29 protein-coding genes and 1 pseudogene are annotated in these 23,145 nt (G+C 66.8%); 29 read left to right on the plus strand and 1 reads right to left on the minus strand.

Features of this window, described 5'->3' with window-relative positions; translation table 11 throughout:
- Positions 1-76: 76 nt before the first annotated feature.
- Complete coding sequence (locus GV792_RS13025) at positions 77-355, minus strand: hypothetical protein (protein ID WP_163824363.1); 279 nt, start codon at positions 353-355, stop codon at positions 77-79.
- Positions 356-593: 238 nt separating this feature from the next.
- On the opposite strand from GV792_RS13025, the gene GV792_RS13030 reads away from it, so the two are divergent.
- The 29 genes and pseudogenes from GV792_RS13030 to GV792_RS13165 all read left to right on the plus strand — a co-directional run bounded on the left by GV792_RS13030 (position 594) and on the right by GV792_RS13165 (position 23,136).
- The gene (locus GV792_RS13030) at positions 594-1,004 is read left to right on the plus strand and encodes a hypothetical protein (RefSeq protein ID WP_256670537.1); all 411 of its coding nucleotides are present in this window, start codon (positions 594-596) and stop codon (positions 1,002-1,004) included.
- A complete protein-coding gene (locus tag GV792_RS13035; protein WP_175582936.1) occupies positions 991-2,061 on the plus strand; it encodes a terminase in 1,071 nt (356 codons plus the stop codon). Before GV792_RS13030 ends, GV792_RS13035 begins: the two co-directional genes overlap by 14 nt.
- Positions 2,039-2,644 (plus strand): terminase, encoded by a 606-nt coding sequence (locus tag GV792_RS13040; protein WP_163824365.1) that lies wholly within the window; start codon positions 2,039-2,041, stop codon positions 2,642-2,644. Before GV792_RS13035 ends, GV792_RS13040 begins: the two co-directional genes overlap by 23 nt.
- A gap of 10 nt (positions 2,645-2,654) precedes the next feature.
- Positions 2,655-4,076, plus strand: coding sequence for a phage portal protein (locus GV792_RS13045; RefSeq protein ID WP_309138470.1), 1,422 nt, complete (start codon positions 2,655-2,657; stop codon positions 4,074-4,076).
- Entirely contained in the window at positions 4,054-5,019 is a 966-nt protein-coding gene (locus GV792_RS13050; RefSeq protein WP_163824367.1) for a VG15 protein, read from the plus strand. The genes GV792_RS13045 and GV792_RS13050 overlap by 23 nt, the downstream gene beginning before the upstream one ends.
- Before the next feature lie 240 nt (positions 5,020-5,259).
- Entirely contained in the window at positions 5,260-5,685 is a 426-nt protein-coding gene (locus tag GV792_RS13055; RefSeq protein WP_163824368.1) for a hypothetical protein, read from the plus strand.
- A gap of 28 nt (positions 5,686-5,713) precedes the next feature.
- Positions 5,714-6,082 carry a head decoration protein gene (locus tag GV792_RS13060; protein ID WP_163824369.1) on the plus strand — a complete coding sequence of 123 codons (369 nt, stop codon included), beginning with the start codon at positions 5,714-5,716 and terminating at the stop codon, positions 6,080-6,082.
- Positions 6,083-6,097: 15 nt separating this feature from the next.
- A complete protein-coding gene (locus GV792_RS13065; protein WP_163824370.1) occupies positions 6,098-7,123 on the plus strand; it encodes a major capsid protein in 1,026 nt (341 codons plus the stop codon).
- Entirely contained in the window at positions 7,123-7,407 is a 285-nt protein-coding gene (locus GV792_RS13070) for a hypothetical protein (protein WP_163824371.1), read from the plus strand. Before GV792_RS13065 ends, GV792_RS13070 begins: the two co-directional genes overlap by 1 nt.
- Positions 7,394-7,789 (plus strand): hypothetical protein, encoded by a 396-nt coding sequence (locus GV792_RS13075; RefSeq protein WP_163824372.1) that lies wholly within the window; start codon positions 7,394-7,396, stop codon positions 7,787-7,789. Before GV792_RS13070 ends, GV792_RS13075 begins: the two co-directional genes overlap by 14 nt.
- Positions 7,786-8,190 carry a hypothetical protein gene (locus GV792_RS13080; RefSeq protein ID WP_163824373.1) on the plus strand — a complete coding sequence of 135 codons (405 nt, stop codon included), beginning with the start codon at positions 7,786-7,788 and terminating at the stop codon, positions 8,188-8,190. Before GV792_RS13075 ends, GV792_RS13080 begins: the two co-directional genes overlap by 4 nt.
- Complete coding sequence (locus GV792_RS13085; RefSeq protein ID WP_163824374.1) at positions 8,187-8,354, plus strand: hypothetical protein; 168 nt, start codon at positions 8,187-8,189, stop codon at positions 8,352-8,354. Before GV792_RS13080 ends, GV792_RS13085 begins: the two co-directional genes overlap by 4 nt.
- Entirely contained in the window at positions 8,351-8,656 is a 306-nt protein-coding gene (locus GV792_RS13090; protein ID WP_309138469.1) for an HK97 gp10 family phage protein, read from the plus strand. The genes GV792_RS13085 and GV792_RS13090 overlap by 4 nt, the downstream gene beginning before the upstream one ends.
- Positions 8,653-9,099: a hypothetical protein gene (locus GV792_RS13095; protein ID WP_163824375.1), complete on the plus strand. Its 447-nt coding sequence runs from the start codon at positions 8,653-8,655 to the stop codon at positions 9,097-9,099. Before GV792_RS13090 ends, GV792_RS13095 begins: the two co-directional genes overlap by 4 nt.
- Before the next feature lie 49 nt (positions 9,100-9,148).
- Entirely contained in the window at positions 9,149-9,961 is an 813-nt protein-coding gene (locus GV792_RS13100; protein ID WP_175582935.1) for a hypothetical protein, read from the plus strand.
- On the plus strand, positions 9,961-10,386 hold the full coding sequence (locus GV792_RS13105) for a hypothetical protein (RefSeq protein ID WP_163824376.1): 426 nt from the start codon (positions 9,961-9,963) through the stop codon (positions 10,384-10,386). Before GV792_RS13100 ends, GV792_RS13105 begins: the two co-directional genes overlap by 1 nt.
- 23 nt (positions 10,387-10,409) lie before the next feature.
- Complete coding sequence (locus GV792_RS13110; protein ID WP_163824377.1) at positions 10,410-10,778, plus strand: hypothetical protein; 369 nt, start codon at positions 10,410-10,412, stop codon at positions 10,776-10,778.
- Positions 10,779-10,781: 3 nt separating this feature from the next.
- Positions 10,782-15,272, plus strand: coding sequence for a phage tail tape measure protein (locus GV792_RS29175; RefSeq protein ID WP_256670536.1), 4,491 nt, complete (start codon positions 10,782-10,784; stop codon positions 15,270-15,272).
- A complete protein-coding gene (locus GV792_RS13120; RefSeq protein WP_163824378.1) occupies positions 15,269-16,213 on the plus strand; it encodes a phage tail protein in 945 nt (314 codons plus the stop codon). Before GV792_RS29175 ends, GV792_RS13120 begins: the two co-directional genes overlap by 4 nt.
- A pseudogene (locus GV792_RS13125) lies at positions 16,210-17,916 on the plus strand (Gp37-like protein). The gene GV792_RS13120 and the pseudogene GV792_RS13125 overlap by 4 nt, the downstream one beginning before the upstream one ends.
- A 9-nt stretch (positions 17,917-17,925) precedes the next feature.
- Positions 17,926-18,534 (plus strand): phage gene 29 protein family protein, encoded by a 609-nt coding sequence (locus GV792_RS13130; RefSeq protein WP_163824379.1) that lies wholly within the window; start codon positions 17,926-17,928, stop codon positions 18,532-18,534.
- Positions 18,531-19,766 carry a peptidoglycan DD-metalloendopeptidase family protein gene (locus tag GV792_RS13135; protein ID WP_256670533.1) on the plus strand — a complete coding sequence of 412 codons (1,236 nt, stop codon included), beginning with the start codon at positions 18,531-18,533 and terminating at the stop codon, positions 19,764-19,766. The genes GV792_RS13130 and GV792_RS13135 overlap by 4 nt, the downstream gene beginning before the upstream one ends.
- Complete coding sequence (locus tag GV792_RS13140; RefSeq protein WP_163824380.1) at positions 19,766-20,041, plus strand: hypothetical protein; 276 nt, start codon at positions 19,766-19,768, stop codon at positions 20,039-20,041. Before GV792_RS13135 ends, GV792_RS13140 begins: the two co-directional genes overlap by 1 nt.
- Entirely contained in the window at positions 20,041-20,355 is a 315-nt protein-coding gene (locus tag GV792_RS13145) for a hypothetical protein (RefSeq protein WP_163824381.1), read from the plus strand. Before GV792_RS13140 ends, GV792_RS13145 begins: the two co-directional genes overlap by 1 nt.
- Complete coding sequence (locus GV792_RS30445) at positions 20,330-20,539, plus strand: DUF7620 family protein (RefSeq protein ID WP_163837998.1); 210 nt, start codon at positions 20,330-20,332, stop codon at positions 20,537-20,539. Before GV792_RS13145 ends, GV792_RS30445 begins: the two co-directional genes overlap by 26 nt.
- Positions 20,536-20,913, plus strand: a complete 378-nt coding sequence (locus tag GV792_RS13150) for a putative phage holin (protein ID WP_163824382.1) — start codon at positions 20,536-20,538, stop codon at positions 20,911-20,913. The genes GV792_RS30445 and GV792_RS13150 overlap by 4 nt, the downstream gene beginning before the upstream one ends.
- The gene (locus tag GV792_RS13155) at positions 20,910-21,584 is read left to right on the plus strand and encodes a hypothetical protein (protein ID WP_163824383.1); all 675 of its coding nucleotides are present in this window, start codon (positions 20,910-20,912) and stop codon (positions 21,582-21,584) included. The genes GV792_RS13150 and GV792_RS13155 overlap by 4 nt, the downstream gene beginning before the upstream one ends.
- Positions 21,584-21,916, plus strand: a complete 333-nt coding sequence (locus tag GV792_RS13160; RefSeq protein WP_163824384.1) for a hypothetical protein — start codon at positions 21,584-21,586, stop codon at positions 21,914-21,916. The genes GV792_RS13155 and GV792_RS13160 overlap by 1 nt, the downstream gene beginning before the upstream one ends.
- Positions 21,913-23,136 (plus strand): hypothetical protein, encoded by a 1,224-nt coding sequence (locus GV792_RS13165; RefSeq protein WP_163824385.1) that lies wholly within the window; start codon positions 21,913-21,915, stop codon positions 23,134-23,136. The genes GV792_RS13160 and GV792_RS13165 overlap by 4 nt, the downstream gene beginning before the upstream one ends.
- Positions 23,137-23,145 lie beyond the last annotated feature (9 nt).

Raw genomic sequence — 23,145 nt, forward strand, 5'->3', positions numbered from 1 at the left:
ACTGACCCCAGGGGGAGGGCCCCTCGCCCCCATCCCTGCTCCTCCTCGACGGAGGGCGCAAATCCGCGCGGAGGGTTCAGACGTCCTGTGCGCGCCGCCGGGGTGTGAGCGCGGCCCACATGATGAACGTGCAGACGACGATGGTCAGGCCCAGCCCGGCAAGGTAGAAGCCGCGGTAGTTGGGGTCGCCGTCGCGGCAGCGGATCCCTTCGGGTCGGCCGAAGTATCCGGTGTGCGGGGCGCAGACCTGGGGCAGGTTGTTCATGTCGATGACCGCGAGGGCGAGGCCGAGGAGTAGCGCGACCGCGCCGAGGATGGTGCCGGCGCGGCAGGCCAGGAGTTGAGTGCGGGTCATAGCTTCCTCATTCCGTCGCGGATGGGGTGATTGTCCCTGGCTGGCGCGATGCCGGTCGGGGTTTCGTCCAGGGCGGCGCGATGCTGCCAGGAGGTGATTTGTGATGCCGCGTGGTGGTGCACGGAATCGTTCCGGGCCGCCGGTGGATCCGACGTCTGGTCGTTCGGATCGTCGTGGTCTGACATGGGTTTCGTTACCGGCCGAGGGCTATGCCGGTGAGGTGCCGGAGTTTCCGCTGATGCCGCGGCGTGTGATGCGGTGGGAGCACGGAGAAAAGGGCGCCCGGTATCAGGTCTTCGATGAGGAGACCACCGACCTTGTCCGCGCCCGAGAGTCCACGCTGTGGGAGTGGGCGTGGAAAACGCCGCAGGCTGTGGCGTGGGCGAAGGAGCCGTGGCGATGGCAGGCCATCGCGCACTGGGTTCGGACGTCGGTGATCTGTGAATCGGACGAGGCGATGGCGTCTGATCGGGGTTCGCTGCATCGGTTCGCTGACCAGATCGGATTGACCCCGGCGGGCATGCGGGAGAACGGCTGGGCGATCGCCGCGGATGAGGTGGCGGCCGCTCGGGCGGAGAAGAAGCCTCGGTCGCCGAGCCCGCAGCCGCCGGCGCGGCGGTTGAGGCCGGTGGCCGGTGGCGTCGACTGACGGATTCGTTGTCGACTTCCCGACTCTCGGCGATATCGGCGAGGCGTGGGTCAAGCGGCACTGCTGCATTCCGGACGGGTTCCGGCGTGGCGCGGAGTTCGAGTGGTCGGACTGGCAATTCTGGTGCGGCGCGAACTACTACCGAGTGCGGCCGGACGCGCAGTGGGAGAGCGACGACCAACCGCTGTTCAACCAGGCATTCACCTACCGGCGCGCTCAGATCGTCGCGCCACAGAAAACCGGCAAAGGGCCCTGGTCGGCGTCGGCCACTTGCTTGGAAGCGGTAGGTCCGTCGCAGTTTCTCGGCTGGGCGGGCAAGGGCGACGGCTGGGCGTGCTCGGACTGGGGTTGCGGCTGCGGCTGGGAGTACGAGTACCTGCAGGGTGAACCGATGGCGATGCGTCATCCCTCGCCGGTGATCCAGCTGACCGCGAACAATGAGGAGCAGGTCGGCAACGTCTACCGGCCGCTCACCGCGATGATCAAGCTCGGGCCGCTGTCGGAGATGATGGCGGTCCGTGAGGGCTTCATCCGCATCCTCGGATCAGTCGGTGGGGAGGACTTCGACCGCATCGATGCGGTGACGTCCTCCGCTCGCGGCCGGGTCGGTAACCCGGTGTCATGGGTGTTGCAGGACGAGTCCGGCCTGTACACGCAAGCGAACAAGATGGTCGGCATCGCCGAGACTCAGCGCCGCGGTGCGGCCGGTATGGGTGGGCGGACGATGGAGACCACGAATGCGTGGGATCCGTCGGAGAATTCGACCGCGCAGCGCACGTATCAGTCGCAGGCCGAGGACATCTTCAAGTTCTTCCGGATCCCGCCGGCGGGACTGTCGTGGGGCAACAAGCGCGATCGCCGCAAGATCCTGCGCTACGTCTACGACGGGTCGCCATGGGTGAACCTCGACTCGATCGAGGCCGAAGCGGTCGAGCTGAACGAGCTGGATCCGGCGCAGGCCGAACGATTCTTCGGCAACCGGTTGGTGGCTCGAGCTGGGACCTGGCTACCGGACGGGTTGTGGGAGAGCCGGTATGCAGAAGCTCTGGCTTCCTAGCCCGCCGTCGGGGACGCCGATCTGTGTCGGGTTCGACGGCTCGGAGAACAACGACTGGACCGCGCTGCGCGCCGAGACCCGCGACGGGCTGCAGTTCACACCCCGGTACGGGCCGGACCGACGGCCGACGATCTGGAACCCCGCCGAGTGGGGCGGCCAAATCCCGCGCGGTGAGGTGCACGCCGCGGTGGATGAGGTGTTCTCCACCTTCGACGTCGCGCGCATGTACTTCGACCCGCACGACTGGCGTTCCGAGGGCGGGGACTGGGCATTGCGATACGGCGAGGAGCACGTCTTCGAATGGGCGACCAACCGCATCAACCAGATGTACGCGGCGATCCGCCGATTCGAGATCGACCTGAAGACAGGGCGCATCACCCACGACGGATGCCCTATCGCCGAGATCCACATGGCGAACTGCCGCAAGGTTCCCAAGCCCGGCGACAAGTACGTGCTGGGTAAACCATCCGACCATCAGAAGATCGACGTTTCGATCGCCTCCATCATCGTCCACGAAGCCGCGGCAGACGCGCGCGAAGCGGGCTGGGAAGACGTCGACGGGCGCATGTTCTGTTTCAGCTGAGGAGGTGAGCGTGGTCGAACTCCGCACGAAGCTCACCGACGACGAGCGGGACATGGTCAACAAGCTCAACGGGCGGCACGCGAACCGCTCGCAGGACGATAAGCGGCTCGACGCCTACTTCGAAGGAAAGCAGAGGCTCAAGCACATCGGCCTCGCTGTCCCGGAGGAGCTTCGGATCTTCGAGCTGGTCGCGAACTGGCCGCGAATGTACCTGGGTGAGGTGGCGCGCCGGCAGAAGGTGAAGAGCATCTACCGGCCAGGCGCAGCGAACGCTGATCCTGCACTTCAAGAGGCGTTTCACGCGAACAACCTCGAGGCCGAGGTGCCGATTCTGGCGCAGGAGAACATGATCTTCGGCCGCTGCTTCATGACCGTGGGCGCGAACGAAGACGACAAAGAGCGTCCGCTGATCACCGTGGAGTCGCCCCGGCAAATGTCATGTCTGGTGAATCAGCGTCGCCGCCGCATGGATGCCGCCCTGCGCCGCTACCAGGAACAGGACGGCACCCAGGTGGCGACCTTGTTCCTGCCGGATAAGACGATCCAACTGGTGCAGTCCAGCAACGGCTGGGACATCGACACTGTCGGTGACGACGATGGCATCGACGAGCACAAGCTCGGCCGAGTCCCGGTGATCCTGTTTCTGAACAGGCAGCGGCTGGGGAAATGGTTCGGCACGACGGAGATGGCCGACATAATCCCGATCACCGACGCCTGCGCGCGAACCCTGACCGATCTGCAGTACGGCGTGGAGACGGTGGCCGTCCCGAAACGGTATGTGCTGGGCGTCTCCAAGGGTGATTTCGTCGACAAGGACGGCAACCCACAGCCGGTGTGGCAGTCCTACTTCGACGCCCTATGGGCGACACAGAAGTCCGCGAAGGACGTTTCGGTCGGGCAGTTGGCCGGCGCGGACCTGACGAACTTCCACAACACGGTGAAGATGTATGCCGAACTCGCCTCGAGCGTCACTGGTCTGCCGTTCCGGTACTTCGGTGCCAACACCGCCAATCCCGCAGCGGAGGGCGCGATCCGGGCTGATGAGTCCCGCATCATCTCCAACGCGGAGGAGAAGAACGCGCACCTCGGCGTCGGGCTCGGCTGGACTCTGGCCCTGTACGAGCGTTTCCGAACCGGGAAATGGCCGGAAGCGGGCAAGCCGTTCGCGGTGGAGTGGCGCAACCCGGCGACCCCGACTCGCGCCGAGGAAGCCGACGCGATCCAGAAGCTCAACGGCGGTACTCCAGTGCTGTCGCGTGAGGGCTCGTGGGACGAGATGGGCTGGACCGAGCCGCGAAAGTCCCGGGAGCGGGGCTACTTCGCCGGAGAGGCACGGGACCCGGTCCTGGACCGTCTCGCCAGCAATCTGAACAACCCGCAGAACCAGCCCGAGCAGAACCTGAATGGTGATGCTGCCACAAACGTCGGCTGAGCATTACGCCGAGCAGCAACGCATCAACGTGCTCACCCTGGCGGAACTGCGGCGCCTGTGGGGCCGGGGCGCGCCAAACGACTTCGATATCTGGTTCAACCGCAACATCGAGCTGATCATCGGAGTTCTCGAGCTCGCGCAGACTCGCGCGGTCACCGGCGCCGACGAGTACGTCGCCGCGGTGCTGGAAGAGCTCGGCACGTCTGTCGACGCGGATGTGCAGATCAGCACCGACCCACTGATCGGTGTGGCATCCGATGGGCGCGCCCTCGACGGCCTGATGTACGGGACAGTCCTCACCGCCAAGCAACAGGTAGCCCAGGGTGCCGCCCCGGCGGAAGCGTGGGCGTCGGCGGGGGCGCAGGCGTTGATGCTGTGCCACACGCAGATCGCCGATGCCGCCCGCGCCGCGGTCGGGTTGGGGATCACTGCCCGCCGCGGTATCGGATACGTGCGGATGGTCAGCCAACCGGCATGTTCCCGGTGCGTCTTGCTGGCGGGGCGTTTCTACCGAAAGGCTGGGTTCGCCCGCCATCCGAACTGCGACTGCCGCCATATCCCGGCACGCGAAGACAGCGCCGATGACCTGACCACCGAACCGCGCCGCTACTTCAACAGCCTGACCGAGGAGCAGCAGAACCGAGCGTTCACGGTGGCTGGAGCTCAGGCGATCCGCTCCGGTGCGGACATCGGGCAGGTAGTGAATGCCCGCCGCGGAATGGAAGTCGCGGGCGGTGTCGCGCAACGCCGCAACGTGTACGGCCGCCAACTGCTGACCACCACCGAAGGTGTCACGCGCCGCGGTATCGCTGGGCGTCGCATCCGGGAACGCGGCCGGGACCCGCGCACGACCCCGCGGTTGATGCCCGAAGCGATCTACGAGATCGGCGAAGACCGTGACCACATCCTTCGGCTGCTGAGGCTGAACAGCTTCATCCTCTGAACTTCCCGCCGGCGCGAGGCCGGATCGGGTCTATCCCCCGCGATGGAGGAAATCACAGTGAACACCTTGTTGCCTGTGCACCCGGTATTCGGACGCGCACTCGGCTTACGCCGCAACGGATCTCCGATCTGGCCGATCCGCGGCGCATCCACGGAGGGCGACCCTCCGAACGAAGCCCAAACAGGCACGCCTCCTCCACCGCCAGCACCGGGTGAACCGGATCCGGGCGGTTCGGATGAGTTGGGTGACGGCGGAAAGAAGGCACTCGAAACCGAGCGTGCCGCTCGCAAGGCCGCCGAAAAGGCGCGGCGTGAAGCCGAAGCCAAAGTCCAGCAATTCGAGGACGCCCAGAAGACCGAATCTCAGCGCACCGAGGAACGGATCCAGCAACTCGAGAAGGACGCCGCGAAGGCGCTCCGCTACGAGGCTGCCGACACGTCCGGTCTCCCGTTGTCTCTGGCAGGTCGGCTCAAGGGCACCACCCTCGACGAGCTGATCGCCGACGCAGCGGATCTCAAGCAGCTGCTCGGCGCTGCCACTCCCGCCGCACCCGCGGCCCCGTCCACCCCCAAGCCTGACCCCCGCCAAGGCGGAGGCCAGGCCGACGCGGGCGGGTCCATGGATTCCGGGCGCGCCGCCTACCAGGCGCGCAAGAACCGCAAATGACCTTCACCCCCAGTAAAGGAGGGGAGCAATGGATCTGAATCTCAAGACCGAAAACTTCGGCCAGGACAACCAGGACTGGTTGGCCTCGGCCGAGGGAACCGATCGTGCGCGCACGATCAGTCTCGACATGTCCACCTTCGCCGCAGGCGACTACGCCGACGGCTACCTGCGGTCCGGCTGGACTCTGCGCAAGCTCGCCAGCGGGCTGTACGGCAAGCGCTCCAACGCCGACACCGAAGGCATTGCCGGGCATCTGCTCACTGCGGTGCGCATCCCGGCGGGTGCGACGAAGGTCGCCGGCGCCCTGCTGTGGCACGGCGCGGTGATCACCGCGAAGGTCCCCAATCCGCCCGACGCTGCAGGCCAGGCCACGGCCAAGGCCGTCAGCTACTTCTGAGAGGAGGCGTAACCCATGGCACTCGTCATCAACTCCGATTACGTCACCCCCGCCGAGCTGACCGGCTACGTCCGCGAAGCCCTGGCCGATCAGCCGATCAACGACCTGCAGCTGGTGGATGACCTGCTGCCGGACACGATGATCGACGACGTCGAGTTCCGCGCCAACATCACCCAGCACGGTCTCCGCCGCGCTGCACGGTACCGGTCGTGGGACACCGAGGCTCCGATCACCGGCCGCAAGGGCGTGACCCGGATCTCCGGTGAACTGCCCCCGCTCAGCGAGAAGCGGCGGCTCGGTGAGTACGACCGGCTGCGGCTGCGCAAGGCCGACCAGGCAATTCGGGACCTGATCTTCAACGACGGTGTCGATCTGGCGCAGGCGCTGCGCACTCGCATCATCATGGCCAAGGCCGACGCCCTGGTGAACGGCAAGGTCACCCTCGCCGAGAACGGCCTGGACCTGTCGGCGGACTTCCAACGACTGGCGGGCCACTCGGTGACCGCGTCGGTGCTGTGGAACGTCACCGGCGCCGGTGCTGCGGACCCGATCATCGATCAGGAGTCCTGGTTCTCGACCTTCCGGGCCACCCAGTCGGGCAACCCGGTGCGGGCGATCACCTCTCAGCGGGTGATGTCGGCGCTGATGCGCAACGACAAGGTCCGCGCGCACGCGCTTCCGGTGGGTTCGTCCACAGGCATCGTGACCAAGGAAGCGGTCAACGCCTTGTTCACGTCGTTCGGGCATCCGCCGCTGGAGATCTTCGACGCCCGGGTCGAGGACCACGCGGGCAACGCGACCCGCTTGATCCCCGATGACCGCATCCTCTACATCGGTGCCGCCAAGATCGGTGAAACCTTGTGGGGCACCACTGCGGAGGCGATCGAACCTGAGTACGGGATCGACGCCAACCAGGCGCCGGGCATCGTGGTCGGTTCCTACATCGACAACGACCCGGTCGCGCGGTGGACCAAGGCCAGCGGTATCGGTCTGCCGATGCTGCTGAACGCCAACGCCACGATGGTCGCGAAGGTGCTGTGATGGCTATCCGGAAGCTCGCCGGGTACGTCCACGTCCACGACCCCGACGGCGTCTCGCACGTCTTCGGGCCCGACGATGACGTGCCCGCCGAGCTGGCGAAGCTCATCACCAACCCGGCCGCGTGGGCCGCGCCCGAACCGACCGACGTTCCGGACGACGAGCCGTCGGACGCCTGGACGGTCGCGGACCTTCGGGCGTACGCCGACCTGCACGGGATCGACCTCGGCGAGGCGACGAAGAAGGCCGACATCTTGGCGGCCATCAAGGGCGATGACAACGCCTGACCCGCTGTTCACCGTCACCGACGTCCAGGCGATCTCGGGCGAGGTGTACGAGGAGCCGGAGCTCACTCAGGTGAATCAGTTCATCGCCATCGCCTCGGCGAAGCTGCGCTCCAGGGTGTCCAAGCTCGACGAACGCATCGCCACCGGCGCCCTCGACCCCGTGCTGGTCAAGGGCGTCGGTGCGGAGATCGTGCTGCGAGCTTTGGCCGCCCTGGAGCGGGGTGTCGGCGTGCGACGCGTCGAATACCCCGAGTGGTCCACCGAATACGAGTCCGGGGGCAGCTCGGGGCGGCTGGTGTATGTGACCGACGACGATGTCGCCGACCTCATCGACACCGAATCCACCGGGGACGCTTTCACTATCCGGACCGGACTGATATGAAGCGACTGCCCGAGCGGTGGACGCTGCTGCGCCCGGGCCTGCCCGTTATTGATCCCTCCACCGGTAACCGGATGCCGGGACCGGTGCAGGAAGTCCCGTGGTGGGGGCTGCTGCAGCAGAAGTCGCTGATCGACGAGAACGTCATCTCCGAGATCGAGCCGGGCCGCGTGTTCTCCCGGCTGACGCTGCTGCTGATGCCCGGCGTGCCCGGCGGAACGTCCAGACGCGATGTCTGGCGCTTCGACGGCCCTTCCGACGTCTCGGATCTGGTGGGTGTTGGCGACACCGTCACTGTGCAGGGCACTCCCCGGGTTCGGCGGCCCGCGATCGGTTCCCGCCGCCCCGCCTATATCGCCGCCGTGGTGCGGCACGCATCCGACATGCAGGAGGTAACACCATGATCGTGTCCTGGAAAGACGAATCGGGCGTGACCCATTGGGGTGACGACAAGTCCAAGGCCTACAAGCGGCACCTGGAGAGCAAGCCCGCCGAGGTCGATAAGCCTGCGGTGGTCAAGCCCGACGCCGCAACACCGGCCGTCGAAGTCGAGGCCAAGCGCAAGTGAACGCCGCGGTGCTGACGATCTTCGAGAGCCTGGCAACTCAAGCCACGCGGGTCGCGACGACCCCACGACGACGCGCCATCGCTCGCGAGATCGCCGACGAAGCACGCGCAGCCGCCCCCGTCCTCACCGGCGAATACCGCGATGGGATCGGCGTCGAATTCTCCGGCACCACTGTGCGAGTCGTCGACGATGACCCGGAGGCGTTCTACAAGGAATACGGCACCGTCGACACCCCGGCGCATGCCGTCCTCACCGACGCGGCACGCCGTCGCGGCCGATACCGCGGATACGCGCCGCAATGACAGCACCGATTCCGTTCGCGCCGGGCGCTGTCCGCGCGTTTCTCATCGCGCAACCGCGATTCACCGACTTGGTCCCGGTCGAGGCGATCACGACCAGGGACCTTCCCGACCCGATCACCGGCCCGTTCGTGACCCTACGGGCACCGGGCAACGTCGGTGTCGACCCGCTCCTGCGGCGACCGCTGGTGCAAGTCGATGCGTGGGCTCCCCGGATCGAGCGCCTCGGCGGCTCGGTCGACCCGGAGGAGCTGACCTGGAATATCTCAGCGTTGGCAGGGCAGTTGCTCGGCCGCGCGAGATCGCAGGAGTTCCGCGGGTCCGCTTGGACGGCGGGATGGACCGACGGGCCGATCACGAGCGTGGACAAGACACGTGGCGCCGATCAGCTGCTGTTCCGGGCGACGGTCCGCGTCGAGTTGAAGATGCGCGCCCCGCGCACCTGACCCACTTCTAACCGCCCCTCGTGGGCGTAAACCCCCGTTTGGAGGAATCGTGAGTACTCACGCCGCACCCGAAAAGGCCTACGTCTGGCTGGACGGTGACGCCTACCGTGCACCGGCCGGCACCGGCATCCCAACCGATCCGTTCGCCGCCGATCCCGTCACCGGCTCACTGAAGTGGGATGCCTATGGCGGCATCGAGGCAGGCTTCGAACTGACCCCGACCCGGGACGTCACCCCGAAGCGGGTCTGGAACCGGCGCCTCGCCCCTTACAAGGTGATCAAGTCGCCGTCCGAGGAGCGGGTGAAGCTGCGGGCGGTCGACTTCTCGGTCGCCACCGCACTGACCACACTGCAGGGCGGCACGATCTCGCAGGTGAGCGCGGGTGTGTACCGGTGGAACCCGGGCGACGACGAAGACTTCGCGCTGCTGCTCGCCCTCCGCGACGAGTCCGCGAACCAGGTGTTCTGGTCGCCGTCGGTGACCCTGACCACCCCGCCGCCGCGGACCTTCGGTCAGGAGGAGCTGGACGGGTTCGAGTTCGAGTTGCTCGCGCTGGAGCCGTTCGTCCCGCTGACGAGCTTCAACCCGCTGCAGGTGTCGGGCACGATCACCCTGCCAGCGGGCACCACCGCTGGCACCTGGACCCTCAGCTTCGGCGGCCAGACCACGACGGGCATCACCTTCAACGCTGCCGACACCGCCGTGCAGTCGGCGCTGGTGGCGTTGTCGTCCATCGGCACCGGCAACGCGACCGTGACCGGTCCGGCAGGTGGGCCGTACAACTACACCATCAACGTGCCCGGCACGTTGACCGGTGACGGATCCGGCCTGACCCCGGCCGGAACGGTGCAGATCAGCTGATGGCGGCAACGAAGAGGACGGCAGCCGCGCGGCGCACTACGCCCGCGGCTGCCCGCCGTCCACAGCCCGAGCCGATCGACATCCTCGCCGAGTTCAACACCGAGGAGAAGCCGCCGGTCCCGATCCGCCTCGGCGAGATCGAGGCCGACGTGCGCCGCGGATTCTCCGGCGACGAGGTCGTGCGATTCCACCGCCTCGTCAGCGAGACGAAGTTCGGGGAAGTCTTGGAGCTGATCACCACGAACGGCGCGCAGCTGTGGGAGTTCATCGGCTCGCTCACACCGGAATACGCGTCGAAGGCGCTGAACCGGATCATCAACGTGAGCGAGCTGTATGAGGGAAACCTGCTCGCGCCCTTGCCGGGCTTCGCGCCGAACCCGGCTGGGGCGCAACCCTCGCCCGAGTCCGCCACTACCACGGACTAGATCTCCGCGTTGCGCTGAAGACGATGCCGTACCCGGACGTCGCCGCCCTCATCGAGGACGCCGACGCCCGGGACGCACAAGCCGCCAGAGATTCCGAGAACCTGGCCATGCTCGTCGACCGCACCGATTTCCTGAACAACTTCGGCTACGTCTCGGGGATCACCGACCCGGAGGACCCGGACATCAAACGGGAACGCGCAGAGCGGTTGAAGCACGGCATCAAGCCGCCGCCGATGCCGATCCTCGCGCCGGTCGCGCAGCGAGCACCGGAGATCAGCGCCGAACTGATCGAGCGCTACCGGGAAGCGCAGAAGCCCTACCAACTCCCGGAGAAGAAGCCGGAATCCAAGCTCGCCCAACTGAACAGGGCACGCGCAGAAGCGGGGAGGTGATCCATGGCCGGCGGCCGCATCGACATTCTCGTCGCACCCGACATGCGGGAGTTCATTCCGCAGCTGCGGCGAGGCCTCGCCCCCGCGGTGGGCGTGGCAGGCGCGATTGGCGCCAGCATGGGCCTGGCCCTCGGCGGGGCGGCCGCGTTCGCCAAGGTCATCGAGATCGGCAACGAGTTCACCACCAACCTCAACACTATGAAGGCGGTGGCCTCGGCGACCGCTACCGAGATGGAGGCGGTCTCCGAACGAGCCAAGCAGCTCGGCAACGACATCACCCTCCCCGGCACCTCGGCCAACGATGCCGCAGCGGCGATGAACGAACTCGCCAAGGGCGGGTTCTCGGTCCGGCAGTCGATGGATGCGGCGAAGGGCTCGCTGCAGCTGGCGGCCGCCGCGCAGGTGGATGCCGCCGAAGCTGCTCGGATCCAATCCTCCGCACTCCAGGCTTTTGGACTGCAAGCGAGCGAAGCCGGACGCGTTGCCGACGTGCTCGCGAACACCTCGAACGCCTCGGCCGCAGAGATCACCGAAGTCGCCTACGCACTCCAGTCCGGCGGCGCAGTGGCCCACCAGTTCGGCCTTACCGTCGAAGACACTGCGGCGGCGATCGGCATGCTCGCCAACTCCGGTATCCGCGGCTCCGACGCCGGCACCCTGCTCAAGTCGGCGCTGCTCGCCCTCACCGACCAGGGCAAGCCCGCACGGGAGGCGATCCGCGAGCTCGGGCTCACCGTCTACGACTCGCGCGGCAACTTCATCGGTCTGCGATCGCTGATCGAACAGCTGGACACCGCGGCCGGGCGAATGACCCCGGAGATGTATCAGGCCGCGACCGCCACCCTGTTCGGCTCCGACGCCATGCGCTTGGCCGCGATCGCCGCAGACAAGGGCGTCGTCGGGTTCGACAACATGCACCGCGCGATGAGCCGCCAAGGCGCCGCCGCCGACGTCGCCGCTGCCAAGATGCAGGGCCTGCCGGGAGCGATGCAGACGGTCACCAACGCGGCCGAGAACCTTGCCCTGGAGGTATACGACCTCGTCAAGGGTCCGCTCGAGCAGTACGCGCGGGGCGCGGCCGAACGGATCACCTCGGCCACACCGACGATTGTTGCGGGCCTGCACGGCGCCGCGGACGCCGCGGTCGATGTCGGGCGGGCGATCGCCCCGGTGGTCGGCACGATCGCCGACCTTCCGGCGCCGGTGCTGGCTGCGGCCGCCGCCTTCGTCGTGTTCAAGACCACGGCGCTGGGATCGTGGCTGACGAACGGCGCGGCAGCGATGCAGCGGGTCGGAGCGTCGACGCTGGCCGTCGCGACCGCCAGCGGCCGCGTTGTCCAGGTCGCGGGCACCGGTGCCGCCACGCTGGGCCGGTTCGGGTCCGCGATCAACCAACTCGGTGCCTCCGCGCCTGTCGTGCAGCGGATGCAGACCTCGTTCCTCAACGCGGCAGCCGGTGCGAACACCTTCGCGCGCGCGCAGGGAACGATCGCCGCCGCCACGACCGGTGCGCGGGCAGCCGCAGGCGGATTGGTGAGCATGCTCGGCGGCCCGTGGGTGGTCGCGATCGTCGCCGCCGGCGCCGCGCTGTTCCAGCTGTGGTCGGAGATGAAGAAGAGCGAGGAGCACGCGAAAGCGGTCCGCAACGCTCTGCGCGAGATCGGGCAGGTCCGCAGCGAGCTGTCGGAGATCTTCGCCCTCAACAAGGGCGCCATCAACGATCAGGCGATCCAGAACGTGACACGCCAGATCGGGATCATGAAGCAGTCCATGGAGGAGGCCGCGAACTTCCGGCCCGGCTTCTTCGAGAAGGGCTTCCAGCTGCCGTGGGCGTCCAACGCCAAGGACAAGGAGTGGTACGCCGACCGGTGGGCGGGCGCGAAGAAGCTCATCGACGACCTGAAGATGTCGGACCAGCAGCTCGCCGAAACCCTCTCCGACACATCCAAGTTCAACGACCTGACAGCGAAGCTGAACGGGATGGGCCAGGATGGCCGGTTCGCCGTGTCCGAACTGACCGCGCTGCGCGACGAGATCGCCAAGTCGCGGGACGTGGCACAGAACACGACACCGGGTTTTGCGACCTTGTCGCAGGCGGTGCAAACGCTGTCCGATCAGTCGGCGTCGGCGGCCGACCGCATCGACGCGATGAAGACCGCCCTGGATGTGCTGTCGGGCAAGCCGATCGCAGCCCAGGATGCGCTGGCGCAGTACAACGCCCAGGTCCGCGACACCGCCGCGGCCACCTCCGACGTTTGGGACGCGGCCAAGGGCTGGGGCGACGCCCTGATCGGTGTTGGTGGTCAGGTCAACACCACCACCGAGAACGGTGGCCGCCTCTACGACGAGCTGATGAAGATCCGCGACGCCACCATCACCGCCGCCGAGGCCGGGGTGGACATGGGCCCGGTGCTCGCGCAGAACCAGGCTGCTTTCGCTGCGCTCGCGGCGGCGACCGGGTTGAACGTGGACCAGGTCGCGCAGATGGCCACCCAACTGGGCTACCTGCCGCGCGACATCGAGATCCTCGCCCAGCTCCGTGGCGCCGACAGTGTCGAACAGCAACTCACCGTGATCGAAGGGCTGCTGCGGGTCAACGCCAACGGGGTGGAGATCCCCGTCGAAGCCTTGACCGAGGAAGCGAAGGCGAAGCTCGACCAGGCTGGCGCCGCGATCGACGAAGTCAACGGCAAGCCCGGCATCGTGAAGGTGTCGGCCCCAGATCTCGCCGCGGTCCTGGCTGAACTGCAGAAGCTGATCAACACGAACCTGCCGAGCAAGACCCAGAAGGTCGTTGTCGAATACGAAGACCGCGGCGCGGCGCTGCAACGGCAGGGGCTACCCGAAGGGTTCGTCGGGCCGGTCGTGCAGCAGCCGCGCGCCGACGGCGGCATCGACGGTGCCCTGCCGAGCCAGGCGACGATCAAGTCGCCGCAGTCGCGGCTGTACCAGTGGGCTGAGCCGGAAACCGGTGGTGAGGCGTTCATCCCGCTGGCGACGTCGAAACGAGCGCGATCAGTCGACATCCTTGGCCAGGTCGCCGGCATGTTCGGATTCGGCTTGACGAAGATGGCCGACGGCGGCATCGCTACCACGCGTGCCCTGGACTTCCTACGCGGCCAGTCCGGAAAGGACTACCAGTACGGCGGCGTCGGCAATCCCTCATGGGACTGCTCCGCGTTCATCTCTGCGGCCTACGCCTTGCTGAAGGGACTGGACCCGTACGTTCGCTGGTTTACCACCGAGAGTGATTTCGGGGCGCTCGGGTTCCTGCCGGGGCTGGACCCGACCGGGCGCGGGCTCTCGATCGGGGTTTACCGCGGTGGGGGAGGCCAGTACTCCCACATGGCGGGCTTGCTCGCTGGGACTCCACTGGAGTCCGGCGCTAACGGTGTCCAGGTGGGGTCCGGTGCCCAGTCCGCAGCGAGCGGTGAGCTGCCGCTGAAGTTCTATCTGCCGGCCTCGGCGTTCAATCCGCCGGAGTCCGGGGGAGGCCGACGGTCTCGCCGCAGTCGAACCCAGCAGGACACCTGGGATGAGGGCGACGACCTTGAGCTGGAATCCGCGCGGCTGTCGGCGCGCCAGGCGGCTATCGCTCGCGACGAAGCGCTCGCCGATCCGGACAAGACTGCCGAGGACAAGCGGCAGGCCGAGATCAGGGCACGGCAGGCCGAGCTGCGGGTGCAGGAGATGGAGAAGGACAAGACCGAAGCCACCTCCACTGGCGGTCCCGTGCCGGAAGCGCCGCCGCTGACCGGGTCGATGACCGATGACGAGATCCGGCTTGCCGACCTACAGGACTCCCTCGACGAAGCGAAGTTCGAGCGGGACGAGGTCTACGCCGACCCGATGGCCACCGACGCCGAGCGGGCTGCGGCGGACCGCGATGTGTACGGGGTGATGAACGCGATCGCTGCCGAGCAGAAGAAGCAGCGGGAATCGGCTGCGGGCGCCTTCGGCACTGGGAGCGGCAGCGTCGTCGACCTGTTCGGTGAGGCGGCGAAATCGTTTGTCACCGGACAGCTTTCCGACGTGCTCACCGTCGCCGGGCTGGGCGGGGATGTGAAGGGCGTGATCGGCGCCGGAATCGGGATCGCCGCAGAGCTGGAGAAGAAGCGCCGCGAGGACGCCCCGTCACCAGCGGCAGCCAGCAAGGAAGACCTGGCGAAACAGGGCCCGGTGGTGCCAGGCACAGCGAACTGGATGCAGGAGCTGATGAAAACTCTCGTAATCCCCGCGGTGATCCGCGACTCCGGTGGACCCCTTCCGAACAACACCGCCGCAATCAACACCTCCGGCGAAACCGAGTGGGTGTTGACCGGCGCCCAGATGCGGGCCGCCGCCGCGGCACGCCCAGCACCGCAGCCGAACGTCGACGCCAGCATCCGGATCGACAACCTGAACACCGGAATGTCGGCATCGGAGTTCCAGCGCGAGTGGAAGATGGTGCAGCTCGACCAGCGGGACCGGTCGAGGGCGTTGGTGCGCCGATGATCGAGCCACCCGAGAACACGCTTATCGAGCTGGAGAACGCCGACGGCCAGTGGTGGACCCTCGCCGGTGAAGGCCAGTGGGACGACGACGTGTGTCTGGCCGACGAGGACGACGGCTTCGACTTCGACGGCATGTACGAAGCGCCGGTCGAAGCGATCTACAACTCCACCGCGTTCCAGGTCGGCGCAACCTTCGGCGGGATCCGCGAGGACAAGTACGACTTCATCCTCGCTCTCCACGTTAAAGGGTCACGAGGTCGGCCGTGGAAACACACCGACTCATCCTTCCGCAAGGGCCTGAGTTTCCTGCGCGACTCCCGACTCTGGGTGACCACCACGGAATCGCGTCGACATCTGCCGATCCGGTTGGGCGGCAAGGTGAAGATCAAGGCCCGCAACGACCCCAACAGCGAGCAGTACGGGCTGCTGCTCGCCCCGATCGTGGGTGCGCATCCGCGGTGGATGGGCGCCCCGGACATCTCGACGTTCATCACGCAGACCGACACCACCGCGCCGGTCACGCCGCCCGAGACCGGGTATGTGACGGTGTCGAACCCGCTGCCCGCCGACTACGAGATCTACGTGAAGTGGGAGATCCAGGCCAGCGCCGCCGGCATGGTCGTCACCCTGCCGGACTACTCGTGGGGCAACGACGAGTACGAGCGCGCCGAGGAAGACGCCCTCCGCCGTGTGGAGCTGGCGCCGCTGCTCGCCGGTGAGCACCTGCTCATCGACACCGACAAGATGGCGTTCAACGGCCAGTTCAACTCGTCCCTGGACACGGAGTTCCCGCAGCGGATGGGCGGCCAGCGCCTCGTCTACCCGATCCCCGGCGGCACTCCACCCACCCAGGTTCCCGTCACTGTGACGGGAGCGCCCGCGGGCACCGGAATCCGAGTCATCTGCCCACGTCCGTGGCCTCGGCCCTGGGGGTTGGAATGACAACTGTCGAAACGATCGACTTCGACAAGGTATTCGGCGAGATCGCCGAACGCCTGAAGCGAGACCACGAGCGCCGCATCAAGCCGCCGCTGACCCGGATCTGGGACGCCAACGGCGTGCTCATCGGCGAAGTCCACAACGAGATCAGCGCGAAATTCACACTGCCGGAAAACGAAACCGGTCTCGGCGTCATCGAACTGCCCGCGAAGTACTACCTCGCGCGGTGGATGACCAACCACGACGACCGGACCACCGACAACGTCATCATCACCGTCGACAAGGACGGCGCCCGCTGGTCGGGGATGCTCGACGACCTCGAGCAGTACAAGGGCGAGGACGGCCAGCGTGTCGTCAAGGCCACCTTCAAATCCGACTACGAGCACCTCAAGCACATCTTGGCGTACTCGAATCCGTTCCTGCCGCCGGAGATCCAGTTCCCTCGCCTGTGGATCCTGTTCGGGCCCGCGAAATGGGCGCTGAAAACCACCCTGTTCGTCAACCTCTTGCGGCTGCAAGGGCTGGACGGGCTGTGGACGCTGCCCGACGACCCGATGAACCCGGACGGCTGGTTCGATCTGGATCAGTCGAACTGGGCGCACGTGGTCGCGCCGATCGCCATCGAGAACGACAACTCGCAGTTCGCGATCGTGCACTCCCGCTGGAAGTACATGCACGACGTGAGCAAACGGATCGTCGCCGACGCCCAGCTGACGTGGGAGCCGCGCCGCTACCTCGAAGGCGACCCCGAACCATGGCCGGGCGCGAACCTCCGGCCGGGAACGATCGTGTGGGACCTCGTCGACAACTCCGGGTGGGACACCGAAACCAGCTTCGGCGGGAACCTGTTCACCGGACTCGTGCGCGCGGTCACCTCGATCGGCTCCGACGGAATGACCGAGGGCATCGACGTCATCGACGACCCCACCTTCCCACCGGAGTACGAGATCCCCGGCTGGAAGGGCACCATCCCACGCGCACCCGGCATCATCCTCCGCGACGGCGACCGCACCGGCATCCAATCCAACTCGTTCCACTGGAAACCGGCCACCGACACCGAATTCGCCACCGGAGGGCACTCGATGCCGGGGGTTGTCGGTGCCCCTCTGGGATAACCGGAGGGGCACCGACAACCACAGCAAGTCAACGAATTGATCTCCGCGACGATCAACATGGTCGGCGACCTCATCGCCGCGGCCTTGTTCGTCCCGCCCGTCGGCGGCATGGCCGACGCCCTGCTGAAGCCGCTGTACACGGACGTGTTCTTGGCGTTCATGAAGTGGCAGGACATCGGGCGCGCCCAGAAGCTCGGCTGGCAGCACTACTTCGAAACGTGGTGTGAGGGAAGCGACCGCGCCTACACATTGTCCGCGCTGATCGCCCTCCGTACCGGGATGTGGCGAACAAGGGAGCAAACCACCCACTCCGTCACCGTCGCCGATGGGGTGGAGAACCTGCGCATCGGGCAGCGCGGTTTCGGCAACGCATGGCTCGGCACCCGCATCGGCACCACCGTGAAGGACTGGGGCAAGCCCGGCCGGGTGTACGTCGACCGCATCACCGAACTGGTGCTGGCCTGGGACCGCAAAACCACGCCGAGCTGGACGATCACCGTCGGCCACCGAGAACCGGAGGACCCGGTGATGCAGGCGCTGGAAATGCTGCAGGAAATCACGTCGATCGCACGCGATCTCGGCGTCGCATAGGAGGAACGAGTGGGGAAGATCTGGCGGCTGGAAGATATCGACCCCGACAACCCGGAGGAACGGTTCCTGCCAGTCCTGCAATACATTCCGATCGGATGGGGCGGGGACTCGAACAGCCGGCAGCGGATCGTGTGGCCGGAGGCAATCGCCCGCGCCATCTCCAAACACCTGACCGAGGCCGGTTGCCCGCCCATCGATCCGGCGCTGGCGGCGAAGAAGCTGCGGGCGCCGTATCGCGGGGAGCAGCACCCGCTCAACGGGATGGGCACCTGGGTACCCATCGATGAGGAGGACCCGGAGCAGGTGGTGATCCAGGACCCCGTGACGATGACCAAACGGGAGCGCCAGGCGCAGATCGAGCGGCTGCGGTACATGGGCTACCGGATCAATGAGCCCGAACCGCCGCAGCCGGTCGCGAAGGTCGTCGACGCGATCGACGACCCACCGCGGTTCGACCCCGGCGCGCACTCGGTCACCGAAACCAATGCCTATCTGCGAGGTCTCAGCGAATCGATCGAGGACGAGGTCGAGCGCCGTCGTGTCCTGTACGCGGAGCGAAAGGGGCAAGCCCGCAAGGGAATCCTCAAGCGCTGGAGCGACGACCGGAGCCAGTCATGAGGTTCTGGCCCCTCGGCGCGGGACGAATGGTCACCAGCGGATTCGGTCCGAGGTGGGGCGGCATGCACTGGGGCGTCGACTTCGGGCGCGATGGCGGTTCGGGCGGAATGCCGGTCTACGCCGCGCAAGCTGGCCGCGTCGTCATGGCCGGTCCCGCGTCCGGGTTCGGGCAGTGGGTTGTTGTCGACCACCCGACCGAGGCGGGCAGCGGCACCACTGTCTACGGCCACATCATCCCCGAGGTGCCGGTCGGTCAGAACGTGGCGGCCGGGCAGCGGATCGCGCGAATCAACCCGGATAGCAGAACGAACGGCGGTGTCGCACCGCACCTGCACCTTGAGGTGCATCGCTCGGTGTGGGTGCCGCCCGGCCCGGATCGCCTCGACCCGCTGGTGTGGCTGGCCGGTGCACTCGACCCCGAAACCCCGACGCCAGGAGGCAAGCCGATGGCCCAGCTACAGGCAGACGTCACGATCCTTTCGCCCAACGACTCCGGCCCGCGAGATCCGCGGTCGTGCTCGCTGATCGTCGTCCACACCAACGAAGGTCCGGCCACCGGAACAGCGGACGGGCTGCTCGGATATCTGGCCCGGCCGAGTGCGCAGGCCTCCTACACCATCGTCGTCGACGGCAACGGCCGGATCGGACGCAGCAACGACGACAACTACGTGCCGTGGGCCGCGGGCTCGCCCGCCAACGAGCGCGGCCTGCACTTGTGCTTCACCGGCTACGCGCGCCAGTCTCGCGCCGATTGGCTGTCCCGACCCGCGCAGCTCGCGGCCGGTGCCCGCGTCATCCGCGACTGGAGCGACCGCTACGGCATCCCCCTCGTGAAACTGTCCGGTGCCCAGATGCGCGCCGGACAGCGCGGCGTCGGCGGCCACAACGACACCGTCGACGCCTGGCACGCCACCGACCACACCGACCCCGGCCCGGGGTTCCCCTGGGACGTCCTGCTGGACATGGCACAACGAACCGACGAGGAGATCGATATGACCCCCGAACAGGCCAAGCAGCTCGCCGAGGTTCATCGGGAGCTGACCCAGCGGTACCCCTCGCGGTCCGCGCACCGCAAGGACGACAAGCCCGTCGACACCCTCGCCGGCATCGCCCTCAACATCGACGGCCGCGTGCACGAGGCCAGCATCGACATACCGGCCAAGCTGGACGCGTTGCAGCGCACCCTCGACGAGCTCAACGCGCTGATCGCTACGGCGATCAAGGAGCAGTGATGAGCCGCCACAGCCTGCCGGAGGACGCCACCCAGGTGCGATACCCCTGGCGCACCACCATCCGCACCGTTTTCCAACTCGTCATCGGTATCGCCGCCGCACTACCGATGATCGTGGCCGCCTCGGGGCTGCCGGAAAGCGCGGCAGGAGTCGGCGTCGCGCTCGGCGTCGCCGCGGCAATCACCAGGCTCATGTCCCTGCCAGCGGTGAACGGCGCACTCGCGGTCTGGCTGCCGTGGCTGGCCGCCGAGCCGAAGGAAAGGGGCATGCCGTAGTGGACATCGCTCTGGAAGCGGTCCCGTGGGACATCATCGGCGCGGCAGGCATGTTCGCGTTCCTGACGTTCCTCGTCGCCACGGGCCGACTCGTTCCGCGCGCCACGGTGGATCGGCTACTCGCCGACCCGGCCGCGCGGATCGCCTACATGGAAACCGAGTCCACCGAGCAGCGCGCCACCATCTCGTCCCTGGTCGCCCAGAACGCCGAACTCACTGCATCCGGGCGGCTGTCGGTGGCGCTGCTGCAATCGATCAACGGGCACGCAGCCCAGTCGGGGAGCGGCGATGTGGCGTCGACGGTCCAAGAGTAGGGAGTCGGACGCGACGCGCGAGGCGCGCGCGTCCGCCGAACGCGCCAAGGCCGAGCGGCGCCGCGTCGAAGCCCAGTGGCCCGCCGTGCAGCGACTCTCGGGACAGCTGAACACCGCCATCGAACGTAACCACTTCGGGGAGAGCATCGAACTGGCGTGGCTACGGAGGAGGGCAGCACCGTGAACCCCGTGTGGATCCGGCGCCTCATGATCACCGCGGCGGTCATCGCGGTGCCTTCTGTGCTGCTGGTTCCCGACCACCGCCTCGTCGGGGTCGTCATCCTCGCCGCCATCAGCATCGAGTCCGGGATCTTCGTCGGCCTCTACGCGTGGCGGTCGAACTGGCGCGCCACCTCGGCCGGCCGGATCATCATGCGGCTGATGCTGTGCCTGGCCGCGATCGGCGCGCACGGCACCGTCAACGCGCTCACCGACGCGGGATACCCCGGCCGCGAATTCATCCGTCCTCTGTTGCTGCTCGGCGTCGCGTTGGCCGTGCTGCATCTGGTGCTGCGGCTGTCGTGGGTGCAGCGCGATCGCGGAGAGGACGAGCGGTGACTACGCCTCATCTGCCGACTCCGCCCGCCGATGCGTTCGTCGTCGGCGACGGCAAGCAATTCGGTTCGACGCTCGACGAGGCGACGATCCGCGCGATCTCCACCGGCGGGGCGAAGGTGAAGTTCGGCGAGGTGCAGGGCGCGGTGGGCACGCAGCTGCGTCAGCCGACCGAGAACGCCTACACCATCGCGGTATCCGCGCAAGGCGCGGCCGACGTAGCGGTCACGACGGCGCAGGCCGCAGCCAATGCCGCTGCTAACGCCGAGAACGTGGCCGACGCAGCGTACGAGAACAGCCAGGAATGGTCACTGGAATTCGTGTGCGCGTCGGCGGAAGTGCTGCTCGGGGTCAACGAGCTGCTGGTCGGCCCAATGCTCAACGTCCGCGACGGGCTCGACGCCATCCTGACCGATATTCATTTCGCGCTGCTCACGCAGCCCAACGGAATGACAATCCAGACCCGGAAATGGAACGCCGACGGCGTGACCTACACGGTCTCGCACGAGGGCACCCTCGGACCGAACACGAACCGCCGCAGTTTCTCCGGCCTGTCGGTTCCGGTGTTCGACCTCGAACGCTTCTTCCCCAACGTGACAGCAATCGTCGGGTCGACTCCGCCGACGGTGTTGCAAATCTGCGTAGCCGGAGTCTTCATACCCGAAGGACCCTGATGACGAAGGTATTCGAATGCATTTCCGACTCCGGCACGATGGTTCGGGATTTTCTCATTCTCCCGAATCGGGAGGAATTATGGGCGGCCCTGTTTGACGTCTCCTCCTGGGATGAAGCGGCAATGCTGTTCGACCTCACTCCCGCCCAGGCTGCCGTGCCGGTCATCGATGCTGCCATCGCCAGGCTCAGGACCAGTCCCGACGACTTCCGCGCACTGGTCGCCGCCGACGATCCGGTCGGGTTGCGAGGCAACCTGGGTGTCCTGCTCAGCCTGCGGAAGCACCTGATCGTCTCGGGAGGAACGATCTCGGGACCGATGGAGCCGGAATGAGTTTCCTGCTGCGCAGGCACCTGCCCTGGGCGTGGGCCGGTTGGTACGACGACTTCAGCCGACCACCAGAGAACCCGGTCCAGCAGCCCTGGAAACACTGGGGAGATGGGCCGCTCGGGTACATCAACTCGAACCAGGAATTGATCCTTCCCTCGAACTACAACTCCGTTGCAGGTGGCGGCGAGTCGTATGAATTTCAGCCGTTCACAAAGAACTTCGGGGCTGAATTTGATCTCAGGCTCCCTATCGACGGAGCGGCCGCGCAATACTTCAACATATTCGTGGTCGAGAACTGGGCAAAGATCGGCGTCAACTACGCGCAAATCCTGTGTATCCGACTTCGCCACCGAATCAACGAAGTCGGCGGCGACGACATCGGAATCCTCGAATTCGACTCGTACGTCACCGAAGGGCGCAGGCTGGTCACCGCCTCTGTGCCACCGTTCATCGCCAACGACATCAAGGTCCGCATCTACATCGACAACGACATGCTCGTCCGTGTCTACGTCAACGACGTGTTCACGCTCCAGGCGCAGCCCCAGGCATCGCATCGAAGCGGTCCCGGCCGGCGCGGACTGAACATCTTCAACGGAACCCTCGCGAACGCACATATCCGCCTGGTCCGGCTCTTCGACCGTCCCACCGATCTCGGATACGGCGTCCGATGGAACAACACCGTATTCGCCGACGACTTCAACCGCCCGGATGGCCCAGTCGGCAACGGGTGGACCCAGCACGGCGCCGACGCTGCGCTCGTCTCCGGGTACTGGGCGCACATCTCCGGTAACGACAACAGTGTCGGCCTGATCCGCGACACCGGAATCACCCACGGGGCGCAGAAGATCGAAGCGACGATCGGCGCGCCGCACGCCGACCGAGACTCCTCGCTGGTGCTGCGAACCAACGCGGGCGGCACGGAGGGCATCTCCGCGAACTTCTACTCGGGCGGCATCTATCTCGCCCGCTTCACCGGCAGCCTCCAGAACCCCACGTTCGCCGACTACACCTCGGTCGGTATGAACGTCGCCGCCGGATCGAAGGTTTCGCTCGCGACCAACGGCGAAGGCGCCTGGGTCACCGTCAACGGCGAGATCGTGCTGATGGCGCACATGAACGGGCTCGTGCCCGGCGCCAACTCCTACGCAGGACTCCGGGTAGAGCGAAGCGGATTCGCTGACTCGGCCGCGTGGAACGACGTCAAAATCCTGAGCCCGTTCTAGGAGGCCACC

Source organism: Nocardia cyriacigeorgica (genome assembly GCF_010868145.1).
Lineage (GTDB): Bacteria > Actinomycetota > Actinomycetes > Mycobacteriales > Mycobacteriaceae > Nocardia > Nocardia cyriacigeorgica_D.

What these genes read in the sequence shown, in the direction of transcription:
- GV792_RS13080 (WP_163824373.1), top strand. Translation starts at nt 7,786, where the DNA reads ATGAAGCGACTGCCCGAGCGGTGGACGCTGCTGCGCCCGGGCCTGCCC.
- GV792_RS13095 (WP_163824375.1), top strand. Translation starts at nt 8,653, where the DNA reads ATGACAGCACCGATTCCGTTCGCGCCGGGCGCTGTCCGCGCGTTTCTC.
- GV792_RS30445 (WP_163837998.1), top strand. Translation starts at nt 20,330, where the DNA reads ATGTGGCGTCGACGGTCCAAGAGTAGGGAGTCGGACGCGACGCGCGAG.
- GV792_RS13060 (WP_163824369.1), top strand. Translation starts at nt 5,714, where the DNA reads ATGGATCTGAATCTCAAGACCGAAAACTTCGGCCAGGACAACCAGGAC.
- GV792_RS13025 (WP_163824363.1), bottom strand. Translation starts at nt 355, where the DNA reads ATGACCCGCACTCAACTCCTGGCCTGCCGCGCCGGCACCATCCTCGGC.
- GV792_RS13140 (WP_163824380.1), top strand. Translation starts at nt 19,766, where the DNA reads ATGAGCCGCCACAGCCTGCCGGAGGACGCCACCCAGGTGCGATACCCC.
- GV792_RS13065 (WP_163824370.1), top strand. Translation starts at nt 6,098, where the DNA reads ATGGCACTCGTCATCAACTCCGATTACGTCACCCCCGCCGAGCTGACC.
- GV792_RS13165 (WP_163824385.1), top strand. Translation starts at nt 21,913, where the DNA reads ATGAGTTTCCTGCTGCGCAGGCACCTGCCCTGGGCGTGGGCCGGTTGG.
- GV792_RS13160 (WP_163824384.1), top strand. Translation starts at nt 21,584, where the DNA reads ATGACGAAGGTATTCGAATGCATTTCCGACTCCGGCACGATGGTTCGG.
- GV792_RS13030 (WP_256670537.1), top strand. Translation starts at nt 594, where the DNA reads ATGCCGCGGCGTGTGATGCGGTGGGAGCACGGAGAAAAGGGCGCCCGG.
- GV792_RS13040 (WP_163824365.1), top strand. Translation starts at nt 2,039, where the DNA reads ATGCAGAAGCTCTGGCTTCCTAGCCCGCCGTCGGGGACGCCGATCTGT.
- GV792_RS13135 (WP_256670533.1), top strand. Translation starts at nt 18,531, where the DNA reads ATGAGGTTCTGGCCCCTCGGCGCGGGACGAATGGTCACCAGCGGATTC.
- GV792_RS13075 (WP_163824372.1), top strand. Translation starts at nt 7,394, where the DNA reads ATGACAACGCCTGACCCGCTGTTCACCGTCACCGACGTCCAGGCGATC.
- GV792_RS29175 (WP_256670536.1), top strand. Translation starts at nt 10,782, where the DNA reads ATGGCCGGCGGCCGCATCGACATTCTCGTCGCACCCGACATGCGGGAG.
- GV792_RS13105 (WP_163824376.1), top strand. Translation starts at nt 9,961, where the DNA reads ATGGCGGCAACGAAGAGGACGGCAGCCGCGCGGCGCACTACGCCCGCG.
- GV792_RS13085 (WP_163824374.1), top strand. Translation starts at nt 8,187, where the DNA reads ATGATCGTGTCCTGGAAAGACGAATCGGGCGTGACCCATTGGGGTGAC.
- GV792_RS13050 (WP_163824367.1), top strand. Translation starts at nt 4,054, where the DNA reads ATGCTGCCACAAACGTCGGCTGAGCATTACGCCGAGCAGCAACGCATC.
- GV792_RS13070 (WP_163824371.1), top strand. Translation starts at nt 7,123, where the DNA reads ATGGCTATCCGGAAGCTCGCCGGGTACGTCCACGTCCACGACCCCGAC.
- GV792_RS13120 (WP_163824378.1), top strand. Translation starts at nt 15,269, where the DNA reads ATGATCGAGCCACCCGAGAACACGCTTATCGAGCTGGAGAACGCCGAC.
- GV792_RS13110 (WP_163824377.1), top strand. Translation starts at nt 10,410, where the DNA reads ATGCCGTACCCGGACGTCGCCGCCCTCATCGAGGACGCCGACGCCCGG.